The organism is Chryseobacterium sp. Leaf404 (assembly GCF_001424145.1).
Lineage (GTDB): Bacteria > Bacteroidota > Bacteroidia > Flavobacteriales > Weeksellaceae > Chryseobacterium.
This window is the reverse complement of sequence record NZ_LMQM01000010.1, coordinates 747081-762297: the sequence shown is the minus strand read 5'-3', so window position 1 is coordinate 762297 and position 15217 is coordinate 747081. Positions and strand designations below refer to the sequence as shown.

Here is a 15217-nt window from a genome sequence, read left to right as displayed (position 1 = left end):
CTCCAAAATTGAACAATATCTGAGCCATAATACGCTCTTTTTTACGGATTTCAGACTATTCAGATGATTATGTAATAAACTACTGAAATATCATTTGATCTGTTAGATTTATTCGGAAAAACCTTTTAGATCAGTTAAAAACATTTTATTGGGTACAATCTGTAATCACAAAATTCGTACAGCATAAAAATTGGGATGAAAGAAAAATTGATCAGTAATCGTTCTGTATTTCAAAAAAAAACACCAGATCAAAAGAAATGGTGCTTTTTTACGTTGCGAAAATATCTGAAAAAATATTTCCAAAAGATATGTTTATCTTATTGAAATAATTTGCAAAGGTTTCCTGATAAGACAGCTTTTTTATTGGTCATTACCAGATTTCAGAGTTTTAATCTGTAAGATTTATTTTATTTCCACGGGTACTGAAACTTTGTCCCAATCCATCGTAAATCCGTTCTTATTGATTTTATAAACTAAAGTCTCCTGTTTTGCAGGTAGCGCTTTTGTTTTAACATCCACGCGTAAAGCATCTTTAGATTCTTCGTATTTATAGGCACCCCATTGTTTTGCTTCCTTATTGAATACCGCAGTCCACGTGCCGCCTGCTTTCGGTACCAGGAAAAAGCTGTATTTACCTGCAGCAAGCATTTTACCCTGAACCGTAATATCTTTATCAGTTTCAAAAGTGGTGGCATCATTCGCACCTGCACGCCAAACCTTGTCATAAGGCACTAAATCACCCCATATTTTACGGTCTTTTACAGAAGGGCTTCCGTAGGCAATCGTAATGTTTGCGTCTTTAATCTTTCCGGTAGCCGTCATTGCAGGGCTTGCCGGTTTTTTGGTTTCCTGTGCAAAAGCGTTTACTGAAATCGTCATTGCAGCCACAAGAACAGTGGCAGATTTAAAAATTGCGCTCATATTATTTTTATAATTTTTGATTGATTTATCTTTTACGAATGTACTGCTTTTGGCTTAGAAAACAGTAAACCAACTGCAGAAAATAAGATCACCGCTGTGGCACCAATGACGTTAAGCCAGAGAAATGAAACAATATCGAAGTTGTAGATGGCAATCACCGTAATTTCTGATAAAATTGCCGAGATAAAGACGTTTGAACCTTTAATTTTTTTAAAGTAAAATGCTACCAGAAAAATGCCTAAAATTGGTCCGTAGAATAGGGAACCCAAAACATTCACCGCTTCGATTAAGGAGCCCATTTGTGTAGCAAACATCGCAACACCAATCGAGAAAATTCCCCATGCTAATGTGTGGAGGCGGCTGTATTTAAGTTCGGTTTTATCGTCGGGTATTTCTTTTTTAAATATTAAATGAACATCCTTTAATGAGCACGCGGCCAAAGAATTCAGTGCCGCTGAAATGGAACCCCAGCTTGCCAGAAAAATGACCGCAAACAGCAATCCAATCATCCCCACAGGCAATGTGTTTTTTACGAAATACAGGAAAATGTAGTTTGTATCCGTTTTTTCTGCATTAAAGTTAGATTGATTGATGGCTTCCTCCACTCTTCCATGTAATGCTTTAACCTCGGATTGTGTATTTTTAAAATCCTCAACTTTCTGATTAAGCTGTGGAGATTGTATTTCTTTTAACTTTAAAATTTCCTTCGATTCTGAATTAAATTTGGCCTGTAAATTCTGATGTTCCTTTTCAAATACAGCAGCCTGCTTAGGTTTTGTTTCCTTTAAATGCTGATAAGATCTTTCATTGAAATAGATCGGAGCGGGTTTGAGAGAAAAGAAGGCAAAAAGCAGAGCGCCAATCAGAAGAATTGCAAACTGCATCGGAATTTTAACCAAACCATTCAACAGTAAACCCATTTTCGCGTTGGTATTATCTTTCGCCGTAATATATCTTCCTACCTGACTTTGGTCTGTCCCGAAATAGGAAAGTGCCAGAAAAAATCCACCAATCAGTCCGCTCCAGATGTTGTATTTGTCTTTCCAGTCGAAGTCTGTGGTGATCACGTTCAGCTTTCCTGATTTCCCTGCGAGATAAAGCGCATCTGTAAAACCAATTCCATTCGGCATCTTTTCAATCAGAAGATAACCTGCAAAAGCCATTGTTCCCAGAATAATTAGAAACTGTAATTTTTGAGTGTGCGCAATCGCTTTAGCACCGCCTACGTAGGTATAAATAAGTAAAATTCCGCCTGTTAAAATATTTGTAAGATAAATATTCCAGTTTAAAACACTAGATAAGATGATAGCCGGAGCGTAAATGCTTATTCCCGTAGATAATCCTCTGGAAAAAAGGAAAAGCAGTGAAGTTAATACCCTTGTTTTTTTGTCAAAACGGTTTTCCAGATATTCATAAGCCGTGTAAACATTCAACCGTTGAAAAATAGGAATAAACGTGATACAGATCACAATCATCGCCAGTGGCAGACCAAAATAATACTGAACGAAACGCATCCCGTCTGTATACGCCTGTCCCGGCGCCGAAAGGAAGGTGATGGCACTCGCCTGAGTTGCCATAATCCCAATCAGCACAATGTACCATGGCATTTTGTTGTCTGCTTTCAGGTAAGATTCGTTGCTTTTCTGCCCACGACCTATGAATACGCCGTAAACAACCACTGCAACAAGTGTGAAAATAAGAACTGTCCAGTCTATCGTACTCATGCCCAGAATTTAGTAAACCAAAAATAAAATGCAATCTGTGATACGAGTGCAAAAGCTAATAAAACATACCAGATTTTCCAGTTTTTAAGTTGTTTATTCATCAGTTTTTCTGTGCAGATAAAAAGTTTAAAAATAATCTTGCCGCACCCAAATTTCCCGCAGGCAACTGTCTGAAAAACGCCAGCGGTGTGTAAATAAAATTCCCTTTTCCGTATTTGGCATATAAAGTTGATCCCTGCAGAGGCTCTTCACCAGTATCGCGCATTTCAAAAAGTGGTTCGTAGGCAGAATCCCATTTATCAGGAAAATAAGCTCCGCGCTCCTGCACCCAGCCGCTAAAATCATTTTCCGTAATTTTATTCGGATAATTGAGCAATTTATGATTTGGATTTAAGAATCTCACGGACGCATTTTCTTCGGTAACTCTCTTGTTGGCAATGCTGAAACTGTACATTCCCAGCTGATCAACTGTTGCATCCTGATTGGTATTGTACTGCATTACCAGATTACCACCGGCTTTTACATAAGACCATAGAAAAGGCATCCAGCGACCCAGTTTTTTCTCAGTATTATTGGCGCGAACTCCAAGCACAATGGCGTCGTACTGTGACAATCTTTTTAAACTTCCATTTCCGGATTCGTCAATATTTCCATAAAAATCTTCATCTTTCAAGACATCAACCTGAACACCGGCAATTCGAAGAAACTCCGGAATAAAATCTCCCGCACCCTGTATATAACCCACCTTTTTAACAGCAGCTTTGATATCACCTTTCATCACTGAAACCGTTGCTGGCGCAAAATACTGCAAAGAAGGGAGATGTGGATACTGAATTAAAACCTGTTTTTTGTTGTACGTAATTCCATCAGCAACAAAACCGGCTTCCAACTGTAACTGATCAGATTTTATCAGTGAAAGTTCAGCATTTGGAATAACAAAATTTACAGTGAAATCTTTTCCTTTAACAGCTTTTACATCACCGCCACCTAATCTTTCTCCGTTAAACATCAGATTTACTTTTCCATTATTGAATTGTCTGTTGGAATTTACCTTAAAATTTAAGCTTACATTCAGATCTTCGTTTTCTTTAACCAAATAAAGCGGTTGCGAAAATTTCAGTTCAAGGGCAGGAACAATTCTTAAAGCCTCAACCACATCGCCACGTACGGGATCTAATTTTTTAAAAGACAAAGGCAGTTTCACCTGAAATTTCTCTGAACCGATCTTTAAATCAAGCAAGACATTCAGAGGTGATTCTGCTTCAGGCAAACCTACTGAAGTTTCATCTGGAACAGAAAAAGTGGCCGCGTCTTTGGCTGGTGCTGCCAACCAGTACGGTTCTGTGAGCGCTGCATCCGAAGGAATCTGGACCTGATGCTGAATTGTGATTAATGAATCTTTTGATAATTTTCTGTTAAAGTTTTCTGATTGATTCAGCCACTTTACATTTTCTAAAATGACGGGGTTTTCAGCTCTTGAAATTAAATTTAATCTGAAACTATAATTTTCTCCCGCAACTGCTTCAGCTGTATTGGTTACAGCTTCCCCCATAAATCCTGTACAGCTCAAAATAATCTGATCGAGAGATTTAATTTTATTCTTTTTGAAATCTGACTCTTTCATTGCCGCTACTTTTTTTCTCAAAGCAAGCAAATCCGGCAAGCTTAAATCTGGACGGTTGAAATTGAAATTTGAAATGATCTTATCTAAAGACTTGTCAATATCAACATTTCCTTCTTTTGTCCAGGTTTTATCGATTCCGTCAAAAAGTGTAGATTTTGCGGGCTCACCGTCAACGTATGAGAAATATTCAGTTTTTATTCCGGCCACCGACTGCGTTCCGGCGCCCTGACTTTTATGCAGACTTCTGCTCAATCCTGCAAGTTCGCCGTAGCCCATTCCCAATTGTGCATCATACTGTCCAACAGTTACTTTCAGCTGCTTTTCAGAAGTGGTATTGTTGCTGCCAAATCGGAAAGTATTCCACAAAATACGATTCGGTTGCCAAACATTGACGTATTTCAATTGATCTGGAAACGCATTTTTATCGCCCGCCAGTCTAAATGCTTTTTCTGCAACCACAGCCGAAGCCGCGTGTTGTCCGTGACCCGCCGCTGCATTCGGTGGAAAACGGCAAATAATGACATCCGGACGGAATTGCCGGATCACCCAGACCACATCCGCGGTGATGCTTTTTTCATCCCACTGTTTAAAAGTATCGGTTGTATTTTTAGAAAAGCCAAAATCAATTGCACGGGTAAAAAACTGCTGGGCGCCGTCTAACTTTCGTGCTTCAAGAAGTTCGTGCGTGCGTATTAAGCCCAAAGCAGCTCCCTGTTCTGTTCCAAGTAAATTCTGGCCGCCATCACCTCTCGTTAAAGACAGATATCCTGTTTCAACGTTTTGATCGTTGATCAGCCAGGAAAGTAAACCCGTATTTTCATCATCCGGATGAGCAGCGAGATATAAAACTTTCGGTAAATGTTTCAGTGTTTTGAGATCGCGGTAAATTTCTGATGATTTTGACGGACGAATCTGCTGAGCCGAACTGAAAACCATGAAAAAGCCAAGAATAAATACAGAGATTTGTTTTTTGAACATTTGAATTTGCTTTGCCTGACAAATATAAGTAAATCGTTTTTTTCTGCGGTAGTAAAAGATGGCTGTTGCAGTTTACGTTTTAAAAGCTAACAGGACTGCATCAGAAATTTTCACATTATTTCTGAAATTCTCCTAAATCTCACTTCACTTTTAAATCGAGTTTCAGTTTGTCGATCAGATATAGAAACAATTTTGCCGATTAATGTCAGAAAATGCCTTTAAATTAAAGCTGTCAGTTCATCAAAATCCGTGTTTTTATATTCTGAATAAATATGACTGTGAAACTCATTCAGTTTTTTGAGGAGTCTTAATAGTTCTGTTTTTTCGTCATCTACCAGTTTACCGGAAAGTATTTTTGAAGTCTGATTGACTTTTTTTACAGATTCGTGAAACGTTTGTTGGCCAAGTTCTGTGAGATTTAAAAGCTTGCTTCTTTTGTCAGTTTCATCGATCTTTTCTTCCAGAAATCCTGCTTCCAGAAGTCTTTTGATGATCTGGGTTCCGGTTTGTTTTTCGTGACCGTTTTTTTCAATCAGTTGAATTTTGCTTAAAAAAGGTTCATCTTTAAGGCGGTACAGATAGGTAAATTCTTCATTCGCCAGGTCAGGAAATTCTCCCAAACCTTTTCTGATGAGGAGTTTTGAGTATCGTCCCAGCAAAAGAACCTGCTTGCAGATTTCATTTTCTGTGTAGGAAACCTGATGATTTTCGGTTTTAAAAAGCTTGGTTGGGCTTTCCTCTGTATATTTTTTATCGTTCAGCCACATTCTGAAATCTTCTACACTGCAGTTGGGTTTGCAGGCAGAAGAGTTTTCAAATTCTTTTACGTGATGAAGCAGATCAATGATAAAATCGGTTTTCATAGCTTTTAAATTGTGACATATATAATTAATTGGTTTTTCATTTACAGTTTCGTACTGCCCATTCCACCGTCAATCCCGATGATTTGTCCGGTAATCCACGATGCGTTGTCGGATAATAAAAATTCTGTCATTTTTGCCATTTCACCAGCGTTTCCCACTCTCTGCAAAGGGTGTCTCTTGCCTGATGCTTCACGTTTTTCCGGTGTTGAAAGCAGTTGAGAAGCCAAATTTGTGTCAGTAAGCGAAGGAGCAATACAATTCACCCTGATTTTCTGTGTCGAAAGTTCTGCCGCAAGACTTTTCGTCAAACCTTCCAACGCACTTTTACTGGCAGAAACAGAAGCGTGGAATGGCATTCCCAATTTTGCAGCAACCGAACTGAAAAGTATGATTGATGCACTTTCAGATTTTTTTAAATTGGGTAAAAGTTTCTGAACTGTTTTTACAGCACCCAAAACGTTGATTTCAAAGTCATTTTTAAAATCATCAACCGAAAGTCGATTAAATGGTTTTAAATTAATGCTTCCCGGCACATACACCAATCCGTCAACAACGTCTGGGAAATTGATTTCGTCCAGATTTCCCGAAAGAATATCCATCTGATGAAAGCTGATATTCAATTTTTTAATTTCTGAATTTTCTGTTCTCGAAATGCCGGTAACTTTGTGATTTTCAGACAGTATTTTTGCAGTAGAAAATCCAATTCCCTGTCCGCATCCTACAATGACTATATTTTTCATATTATTTTTTTTAAGATTATTAAAAATTACCTTTTTGAAATTTTATTGTGGCTGATCGCTCGCTGTCTGCTGCATTTGAAACGGCTGATCTCATCACTTCTTTTCTTCAGATGCTTATGGCTCACACCAGAATTCACCCTCTTCCGCCACAGTTTAAAACTTGAAAATTTGAGTTCTTTCCGCATCAGTTCTATCACTTCCGCCTCGCTTATTTCAAACTGAAATTCTATAGCTTCGAAAGGAGTGCGGTCTTCCCACGCCATTTCTATGATGCGGTCGGTCTGTTCGGGATTAAATTCTTTGATCATTATTTTAGGTTTTTAAGGGTTTGTTTTGCCAGTTTCAAATGGCTTTCTTTTTTCTCTGCCGTCATCTTGTCAAAAGTCCGGATCATCATTCCCAACCTCGGATTTTTCTCGAAAAATGAACGGTTGTCATTCACAAAATTCCAGAAAAGCGCATCCCATTTTTCAGACCAGTCGCCATCAGAATAATCGCTCATCTTTTTCACATAATTGCTCCCGCAGATGTAAGGTTTCGTGCTCATTTTTCCGCCGTCAGAAAAACTGCTCATTCCATAAACATTGGGAACCATTACCCAATCGTAAGAATCGATAAACATTTCCATAAACCACTGGTAAACTTCATCAGGATTGAGTTTCATTAAATTCGTAAAGTTGGCAAAAATCATCAGCCTTTCAATGTGATGGGCGTATCCGGTTTCCAAAACTTTCAGAATTGTGCTGTCTATAGGTTTAATGCCTGTTTTTCCTGTATAAAATGTTTCCGGAAGCGGGTTCTTATGTTTCCAGTAATTTTTATTTCTCTGAAAGATTCCCTGATAAAGATAAATTCCTCTCACAAACTCGCGCCACCCTAAAATCTGTCGTACAAATCCTTCCAGAGAATTTATGGGAACATCAAAATCTTCAGCATATTTTATGGCGTGTTCCAAAACAAAATCCGGCGTCAGAAGACCCACGTTGAGCAGCGGAGAAAGCACGCTGTGATGCAGGAAATGCTCATGTTCCACGATGCTGTCTTCGTAAACTCCAAAGTCTGCAAAACGCATTTCTAAAAACTGATCAAGCCATTTTTCAGCATCTTCAAAAGTAGTTGGGTACAGTTGATAGGACGTAAGATTTCCGTAATTTTCACTGAAATATTTTTCAGTATAAACTTTGGCTTCCTCATAAAATGTGGAGTTTACAGGAAAAATGATTGAAGGTGACTTTTTATTTTTAGGATATTTTTTTCGGTTTTCTGTATCGAAAGTCCATTTTCCACCCAACGGTTTCCCTGCTTTCATCAGGATATTTCTGGAAATTCTCTGCTGTTTATAGAAATCGGTTTGATGATAAAATTCTTTACCCTCAAAATATTCCTTCAAATCCTCTTCGGTATTGATGAAAATTGGATTGTCTGTAAATTTTACATTTAATTTTGTCTTTTTAATTCTTTTTTCCAGCCAGTGATCGCAAACATCAACCGTGAGAATTTCTGTAAATTTTTCTTCTTCTAAATGCTTAATTAATTTTTGAACATCAGACAACGGCTCATTACTTTCAATATAATTTATTTTAAAACCTGCTTCCAGCAAATACTTTTCGTAAAATTTCATACCTGCGCGGTGAAATGCAATTTTCTGTTTATGAAATTTGTACTGTTTGAAGAAGAGAAATTCTTCAACCAGATAAACTGGCTGATTTTTATCTAAAAAATCGGTGTCTTTCAAGAGCTGATGCGGAAAAATCAATTGCGCAACCGAAGTCTTTACCGTAGCCATAAATTTCTGAATTTGTAATCGTTATCGTATTGCTCTGCCTGTTTTCCTGGATTAAAGGTCCGGCCTCTCGGGTCATTTCCCACGCCGGCGAGGTACATCCAGTTGCCATAATTGCTGTGTAAATCGTAATCAACAAGCATTTCCTCAAAATAAGCGGCTCCAATCCGCCAGTCCTGCCTGAGGATTTTACAGAAATACGATGCCACGTTTTGTCTGCCTCGATTGCTCATAAATCCGGTTTGCCTGATTTCGAGCATATTTGCATTGATGAAATCTGATTCTGTTTTTCCGGCAATCCATTTCTGAATTACATTATCCTCCGATTGAAATGGATATTCTTTATCTGAAATTCCTTTCAGCTGAAAAATTTTATCCTTATTTTCCATCGAAACATATTTGAAAAATTCACGCCAAAGGAGTTCAAAAACAAGCCAGTAGGTTGATTCATTGCTGCCAAATTCTGCTTCATATTTTTTAATTTCGTAATATACAGATATCGGCGAAAGGCTTCCATTGGCGAGCCACGCAGAAAATTTGCTGCTGTAACCTGAACCCGTCATTCCATTGCGTGTTTCTTTATATTTACTTAGATTTTCAGTTTCAGCAAAATATGAATTAAGGCGTTTCAAAGCTTCAGTTTCACCACCAGAGAAAGGAAATGCTGAAAATCTGTGATTTTCAAAATCTTCAAAACCCAAAGTTGCAAGGTTGATCTCATCGCTTTTTACCTGAATTTCAAAGTTCAGATCATTCCCGGTTTTATTGAAAACAAATTCTTTTCTCACAGTAAAATTCTTCTCAACTTTCTGTCTGAAAGTGGTAAACTGAAAAGGGATTTTTTCAATCTGATGATAAACAAAATCCGGCTGGAGTAACAGCTGAGAATAAGATTTAGACCAAACTGCTTTCGGTAAAGCTTTCTCAACCCGCTGTTGTACATCAGTTTCATCTTTCGTCCATTCTTCCTGGCAGAAAATGGTTTCTATATCAAAATATTCAGCTATCTGCTTGAAAATTTCAGCTGTATTTCCAAACTTTTTCAAAAAAGGAATTCCATTCTGATTTAATTTTTTCTCTACATCCAAAACAGTTTCCAGTAAAAATTTAGTCCGAAACATTCCTGTTTTTTTGAAGCCAAACTGCTTTTGACTGTAAAATTTACTGTCAAAAATATACAATGCAACAAAAGGCAGATCTTCCTGCTGAATTTTCAGAAGTGCTTCGTTGTCTCTGATTCTTAGGTTGTTGTTCAGCCAGAGAATGTTGATTTTTTGTTTTTCCGACATTTTTCGCTGCAATATTTTACTTCGTCCCAGTTTCTCTTCCACTTTTTCCGCCAGTTGAACGGCAACCCGCAGACCTCACAGATTTTTGAAGGCAGATTAGCCGGCATTTTGCGAAACAAAATTTTTAAAATGGTTAATTTCAACGCCTTTCGCTCTCACATCATGCATCATATTGTACAGACCGAAAAAGGTTCTGTTAAGGTAAATAAAATGTTTCGAACCACGGTTGGCATTCATTCCTTTCATATCGCTGAGTTTGGCGTAACGCTGACCGAGATCTGCAATTTCCTGAAAAAAACTTTCGTCAGAAAAATCAAAAACGTCGCGGTTGAAAGGTCTTGTGAAAAGTTCCAAAAGTTCATAGAATAATTTGGTGAAAAATTCCTGTTCTTTGGGTGAATCATCATCCCGGAGAATTTCCAGCTGATACAGTTTCTGTCTGAAAATTTCAGGATTTTTAAGATTATCTTCTTTTGCCAGTTCAAAATAAGGTTCGTAAAAGTCTGTCGGAATCTCTTTGATACAGCCAAAATCGATCACCAGTAACTCTTTTTCATCTGAAACCAAAAAATTGCCGGGATGCGGGTCTGCGTGCACCTGCTTCAGGATATGCATCTGATACATATAGAAATCCCACAGTGTCTGTCCGATTTTATTGAGGTCTTCCTGCGAATTATTTTGCTTTGTGAATTCAGAGAAATGTTTTCCGTTCATCCAATCCATCGTGATGATTTTTTCGCAGGACAAATCGGGATAGTAGGTTGGGAATTTGAGGTTGGGCAAATGTTTACAGTCATCAGAAATCTTCAGACTTCTTTTCAGCTCGAGGTTATAATCTGTTTCTTCAAATAATTTGTTTTCAACTTCCTGAAAGTAAGATTCAGAACCTTCTTTCTGAATGTTGAACATTTTAATGGCAATAGGTTTCACCAGTTTCAAATCGCTGGAAATGCTTTCCCGAACACCGGGATACTGTATTTTTACCGCTAAATCTTTACCGTCTTTTTTTGCTCTGTGCACCTGCCCGATGCTTGCTGCATTCACAGATTCCGCAGAAAACTGATCAAACATCGCTTCCGGATTTTTACCGAAATATTTTCTGAAAGTTTTCTTCACCAAAGCCCCGGAAAGTGGCGGTACAGAGAACTGTGACAGAGAAAATTTCTCTACATAAGCCTGCGGAAGAATATTTTTTTCCATACTCAGCATTTGGGCAACTTTCAGTGCAGAACCTTTCAGTTCTTTCAGAGAATCGTAGATGTCTGTGGCATTTTCTTCGTTCAGAATCTGCCTTGCTTCCGTTTCGTCTTTGGTGATTTTATTTCCGTAATATTTGATGTAGTTTACTCCGATTTTAGCTCCGGCTTTCAGTAAACTGCCGGTTCTTTCTATTTTTCCTGTGGGTATTTTATTCAGTGTTTTCATCTCAGTTTTTTTTGAATGTTTCTTTGAATAAAAATTTCCCGAGGTCAGCCAGTTTTCTCAATGGCTCGTTGTCCATCAGTTCAAAACCTGTGTCGATTGTTTTTTCGATAAAAATATCTGTTTTTTCGAAAGCGGGGGAAGTATCTTTTTTCCAAAATTCAATGGCTGAAACCAAATGCAGCCACAGTGCTTCTTCACGGGCTTTCTGATGTGCATTTCTGATATCGTCTTTTGCTTTCCGGATGATTTCCCAGTCAGCGAAATCAAGCGTTTTGATGTATTCGCGGTGAACAGTTTTCAGCTGGTTCAGATTTTTTGCAGACTCCATTTTTGTTTTCCCCAGAATCATTAAAACCAGAGAACGGTTGATTGTAAGATTTTCGAAAAATATATAGTAAACATTTAAGAGTTTTTCTTTAGATGCAATTTCTTCAGCGTCATTTACCTCAGCTGCCAGCTCTACAGATTTTACAAAAAGATTGACGAACATCTGCTTTTCCACCTGCTCAAAACTTGAGAAGTAATTGTAGAAATCTTTCTCTTCAAACTCGTTGTCTTTTGCGAAACGGTAAATGTTCTTAGGTTTCTCGCCGTGGTTAAGGATGTAATCTGAATACAATTCAAATATCTTTTCTTCTGTGATTTGATTATCTTTTTTCATACTTAAACTTTATGGTACAAATTTAGTAATATATTTTATTATTAATTAAAATAAAGTATAAATTTGTACCATATAAATCATTTAATTTTTCAATTATGTTGACAATTCAGGCACAGACAAAAATACCGACAGATTTTGGCAACTACAATGTTTATGCGTTCTCCGAAAGCGAAGAAGATTGGAAACCTCATCTTGTATGGGTCGCAGAAAATACAGATTTCTGCAAAACCGTGAATGTCCGTTTTCATTCTGAATGCATTACGGGTGAAGTTTTTCATTCCCGAAAATGCGAATGCGGCCAGCAGCTGGATTCCGCAATGAAATATATGTCGGAAAACGGTGGGATTATCATTTACCTACGTCAGGAAGGAAGAAATATCGGAATCATTAACAAACTGAGAGCTTATGCATTACAGGAGCAGGGTTTCGATACTGTGGAAGCCAATCTAAAACTGGGTTTACCTGCAGACGGAAGAAATTTTGATGTTGCAGTGGAGATACTTAATATTCTGAATGTGAAAGAAATTAACCTGCTGACCAATAATCCTGACAAAATTAAATCTTTAGAAAACAGCAACATTAAACTCAACATCAGAATTCCGCTGGAAATAGAATCCAACGGTATCAACGAAAGTTATCTGACGAAAAAGAAAGATTATTTCGGGCACCTTCTGGAAAAGGTATAAATTTCTCATTACTGTCAACAGAATTACAAGGTCTAAATCTTATGAAAAAAATACTGCTCACCGGCGCAACCGGCTATATCGGAAAAAGAATGATCAGTGTAATCGCAGCTCAGGGATATAAGGTGGTTTGTTGTGTGCGTGATGTACAGCGTTTCTCCAAACCTTCCGGGATAAAAGAAGAACAGTTTGAAGTAATAGAAGTAGATTTTCTGAGGAAAGAGACATTACAGAACATTCCGAAAGATATTTCCGGAGCTTATTATCTGATGCATTCTATGAGCGCAAGCGGCGACTATGAATCTTCAGAAAAAATATGTGCTGAAAATTTTATCAGCGCGCTGGAAGCTACGTCGTGTGAACATATAATTTACCTCTCTGGTTTGGTAAACGAGAAAGAATTATCCAAACATCTGAACTCCAGATTTAATGTAGAGAAAATACTGATGGAATCAAAACTTCACACTACCGTTTTGCGGGCAGGGATCATCATCGGGTCGGGTAGTGCGTCTTTCGAAATCATTCGGGATCTGGTGGAAAAACTGCCGGTAATGGTGACGCCAAAGTGGCTTAATACCAGATGCCAACCCATCGGGATTGCCAATGTTCTCGATTTTCTGATTTTTTCACTCTTCAAAAAAGAAACCTACAACAGAAGTTTTGATATTGGATGTGATGACGTTTTAACCTACAAAGAAATATTGCTGGGATACGCTAAAGTGCGGGGTCTGAAAAGACATATTTTTATCCTGCCTGTAATGACTCCAAAATTATCTTCTTACTGGCTGTATTTCATCACCTCAACTACGTACAGTCTGGCAAGTTCATTAGTAGGAAGTATGAAAATTGAAGTGGTTTGCAAACCTGAAAGTTTGAAGGAAATAAAAGGAATCACCAACATACAGCCATTTGGTTACGGTGAGGCATTGAAAAGAACGATGGAGAAAATTCAGGCCAATGAGATCAGTTCCAGCTGGAAAGACAGTTTTGTAAGCAGCAGAAGCGATTCCAGCTTAAAAGAATTTATAGAAGTTCCACATTTTGGATGTTTTACAGATTTGCAGAGTGCAGTCTATGAAAACCGTGAGAAATGTCTGGATAATGTCTTCAGTTTAGGGGGCAAAAAAGGATGGTATGGGCAGAATCTCTGGAAAATCAGGGGATTTATGGATCAGCTGGTGGGAGGCCCTGGTTTAAGGAGAGGCAGAACGCACCCTACGCAGCTGCACCAGGGCGATGCTTTGGATTTCTGGAGGGTTCTGTATGCAAACCGGGAAGAAGGAAAACTCATTCTCTTCGCAGAAATGAAACTGCCGGGGGAAGCCTGGCTGATGTTTAAATTATACAGAGGCAAACTTTGGCAGAAAGCTGTTTTCCGGCCGAAAGGATTGTGGGGAAGATTGTACTGGTTTTCTGTTTTGCCCTTTCACGGCCTGATATTTAAAGGGATGGTGAGAAATCTTGTTAAAAGCTAAAAAACAAAATAGCGCCCACTTTAGTGTAGGAGCCATTTTACAGTTCTTTAAATGGTAATTATTAAGATTGAATAAATTCCAGAAGGTCTTTATTGATTGTGTCATGCTCGGTAGTTGGCATCCCGTGCGGGAAACCGGGATAGGTAATCATCTTTCCGTTATTCAGTAATTTTATTGCTTTTAAGGCTGCATTTCCTATGGGAACAATTTGGTCATCTTCGCCGTGAAGAACCAAAACTGGAATGTCTACAGCTTTCAGATCTTCGGTAAAATCAGTTTCAGAAAATGCTTTAATCCCGTCATAATGAGCAACTATACCGCCCATCATGCCCTGTCTCCACCAGTTTCTCTGTACGCCTTCTTTCACATTTGCCCCATCTCTGTTGTATCCGTAAAAAGGGAAAGTAAGATCAATATAAAACTGGCTTCTGTTATTCATAGTCTGTTCTCTAATTCCGTCAAAGACTTCCATCGGCACTCCGTCCGGATTGGTTTCGCTTTTTACCATAATCGGCGGAACGGCGCTGATGAGAACTGCCTTTTTTGCTCTTCCGTTAGCGAACTTCGCTGCATAACGGATTACTTCACCGCCACCGGTTGAGTGACCGATGTGAATCACATCTTTCAGATCTAAAAATTCTACCAGTTCTGCTGCATCAGAGGCATACTGCTCGATAGTGTGGTTGTAAATATTCTGGCTTGAACGGCCGTGACCTCTTCTGTCATGCGTTACCACCCTGTAACCTTTCTGTAAAAAGAAAATAACCTGGCCGTCCCAGTCGTCTGAAGATAATGGCCATCCGTGATGAAACATTAAAACCGGTCCTTTACCTTGGTCTCTGTAAAAAATTTCGGTTCCGTCTTTTAATTGTAGTGTGCTCATAATTGTTAATTTTTAAGGTTGTTTTTGATTTGTGATAAGATTTTGTTGTCTTATTCTTCAGCAAATCTAGGAGGCTTAAAATGATTTTTCGTTAATCTGCTTTAATATCGTATATTTTTTTGTAAATAAATTACATTTCACTACTGCTAAACACTTTATTAAACTGGT

At 38.3% G+C, this 15217-nt stretch carries 14 protein-coding genes; 2 read left to right on the top strand and 12 right to left on the bottom strand.

The features are described from left to right. Positions 1–402 precede the first annotated feature (402 nt). The 11 genes from ASG31_RS09210 to ASG31_RS09165 form a co-directional block, all read right to left on the bottom strand. Positions 403–921: a DUF2911 domain-containing protein gene (locus ASG31_RS09210; protein WP_056030990.1), complete on the bottom strand. Its 519-nt coding sequence runs from the start codon at positions 919–921 to the stop codon at positions 403–405. Between the two features lie 32 nt (positions 922–953). Continuing rightward, a complete protein-coding gene (locus ASG31_RS09205; protein WP_056030987.1) occupies positions 954–2645 on the bottom strand; it encodes a sodium:solute symporter in 1692 nt (563 codons plus the stop codon). A 100-nt stretch (positions 2646–2745) separates the two neighbouring features. Further along, a complete protein-coding gene (locus tag ASG31_RS09200; RefSeq protein WP_056030984.1) occupies positions 2746–5247 on the bottom strand; it encodes a PIG-L family deacetylase in 2502 nt (833 codons plus the stop codon). Between the two features lie 218 nt (positions 5248–5465). Beyond that, positions 5466–6110 carry a MarR family winged helix-turn-helix transcriptional regulator gene (locus ASG31_RS09195; protein ID WP_056030981.1) on the bottom strand — a complete coding sequence of 215 codons (645 nt, stop codon included), beginning with the start codon at positions 6108–6110 and terminating at the stop codon, positions 5466–5468. A gap of 41 nt (positions 6111–6151) precedes the next feature. Next, positions 6152–6850 carry an SDR family NAD(P)-dependent oxidoreductase gene (locus ASG31_RS09190; RefSeq protein WP_056030978.1) on the bottom strand — a complete coding sequence of 233 codons (699 nt, stop codon included), beginning with the start codon at positions 6848–6850 and terminating at the stop codon, positions 6152–6154. 26 nt (positions 6851–6876) lie between these two features. Further along, positions 6877–7158: a TIGR03643 family protein gene (locus ASG31_RS09185; protein WP_056030975.1), complete on the bottom strand. Its 282-nt coding sequence runs from the start codon at positions 7156–7158 to the stop codon at positions 6877–6879. Further along, positions 7158–8636, bottom strand: coding sequence for a cryptochrome/photolyase family protein (locus ASG31_RS09180; RefSeq protein ID WP_056030972.1), 1479 nt, complete (start codon positions 8634–8636; stop codon positions 7158–7160). Before ASG31_RS09180 ends, ASG31_RS09185 begins: the two co-directional genes overlap by 1 nt. Then, positions 8624–9922: a DASH family cryptochrome gene (locus ASG31_RS09175; protein ID WP_056030969.1), complete on the bottom strand. Its 1299-nt coding sequence runs from the start codon at positions 9920–9922 to the stop codon at positions 8624–8626. The genes ASG31_RS09180 and ASG31_RS09175 overlap by 13 nt, the downstream gene beginning before the upstream one ends. Next, positions 9886–10029 carry a DUF2256 domain-containing protein gene (locus ASG31_RS18225; RefSeq protein ID WP_082504523.1) on the bottom strand — a complete coding sequence of 48 codons (144 nt, stop codon included), beginning with the start codon at positions 10027–10029 and terminating at the stop codon, positions 9886–9888. Before ASG31_RS18225 ends, ASG31_RS09175 begins: the two co-directional genes overlap by 37 nt. Continuing rightward, positions 10019–11347 (bottom strand): ABC1 kinase family protein, encoded by a 1329-nt coding sequence (locus ASG31_RS09170; protein ID WP_056030965.1) that lies wholly within the window; start codon positions 11345–11347, stop codon positions 10019–10021. The genes ASG31_RS18225 and ASG31_RS09170 overlap by 11 nt, the downstream gene beginning before the upstream one ends. A 1-nt stretch (position 11348) precedes the next feature. Continuing rightward, positions 11349–12008: a TetR family transcriptional regulator C-terminal domain-containing protein gene (locus ASG31_RS09165; protein WP_056030962.1), complete on the bottom strand. Its 660-nt coding sequence runs from the start codon at positions 12006–12008 to the stop codon at positions 11349–11351. 95 nt (positions 12009–12103) lie between these two features. Between ASG31_RS09165 and ribA the strand changes: the two genes are divergently transcribed. Together ribA and ASG31_RS09155 are read left to right on the top strand one after the other, a co-directional pair. Beyond that, positions 12104–12694, top strand: a complete 591-nt coding sequence (gene ribA, locus ASG31_RS09160) for a GTP cyclohydrolase II (RefSeq protein ID WP_056030959.1) — start codon at positions 12104–12106, stop codon at positions 12692–12694. A 41-nt stretch (positions 12695–12735) separates the two neighbouring features. Continuing rightward, positions 12736–14166 carry an SDR family oxidoreductase gene (locus ASG31_RS09155; RefSeq protein ID WP_056030956.1) on the top strand — a complete coding sequence of 477 codons (1431 nt, stop codon included), beginning with the start codon at positions 12736–12738 and terminating at the stop codon, positions 14164–14166. Positions 14167–14227: 61 nt separating this feature from the next. Here the strand turns inward: ASG31_RS09155 and ASG31_RS09150 are convergent, their stop codons facing one another. Then, on the bottom strand, positions 14228–15049 hold the full coding sequence (locus tag ASG31_RS09150) for an alpha/beta fold hydrolase (protein ID WP_056030953.1): 822 nt from the start codon (positions 15047–15049) through the stop codon (positions 14228–14230). Positions 15050–15217: the final 168 nt, after the last annotated feature.

Coding starts and splice junctions, on each gene's coding strand:
- ASG31_RS09210 (WP_056030990.1), bottom strand. CDS start 921: ATGAGCGCAATTTTTAAATCTGCCACTGTTCTTGTGGCTGCAATGACG.
- ASG31_RS09205 (WP_056030987.1), bottom strand. CDS start 2,645: ATGAGTACGATAGACTGGACAGTTCTTATTTTCACACTTGTTGCAGTG.
- ASG31_RS09200 (WP_056030984.1), bottom strand. CDS start 5,247: ATGTTCAAAAAACAAATCTCTGTATTTATTCTTGGCTTTTTCATGGTT.
- ASG31_RS09195 (WP_056030981.1), bottom strand. CDS start 6,110: ATGAAAACCGATTTTATCATTGATCTGCTTCATCACGTAAAAGAATTT.
- ASG31_RS09190 (WP_056030978.1), bottom strand. CDS start 6,850: ATGAAAAATATAGTCATTGTAGGATGCGGACAGGGAATTGGATTTTCT.
- ASG31_RS09185 (WP_056030975.1), bottom strand. CDS start 7,158: ATGATCAAAGAATTTAATCCCGAACAGACCGACCGCATCATAGAAATG.
- ASG31_RS09180 (WP_056030972.1), bottom strand. CDS start 8,636: ATGGCTACGGTAAAGACTTCGGTTGCGCAATTGATTTTTCCGCATCAG.
- ASG31_RS09175 (WP_056030969.1), bottom strand. CDS start 9,922: ATGTCGGAAAAACAAAAAATCAACATTCTCTGGCTGAACAACAACCTA.
- ASG31_RS18225 (WP_082504523.1), bottom strand. CDS start 10,029: ATGCCGGCTAATCTGCCTTCAAAAATCTGTGAGGTCTGCGGGTTGCCG.
- ASG31_RS09170 (WP_056030965.1), bottom strand. CDS start 11,347: ATGAAAACACTGAATAAAATACCCACAGGAAAAATAGAAAGAACCGGC.
- ASG31_RS09165 (WP_056030962.1), bottom strand. CDS start 12,008: ATGAAAAAAGATAATCAAATCACAGAAGAAAAGATATTTGAATTGTAT.
- ribA (WP_056030959.1), top strand. CDS start 12,104: ATGTTGACAATTCAGGCACAGACAAAAATACCGACAGATTTTGGCAAC.
- ASG31_RS09155 (WP_056030956.1), top strand. CDS start 12,736: ATGAAAAAAATACTGCTCACCGGCGCAACCGGCTATATCGGAAAAAGA.
- ASG31_RS09150 (WP_056030953.1), bottom strand. CDS start 15,049: ATGAGCACACTACAATTAAAAGACGGAACCGAAATTTTTTACAGAGAC.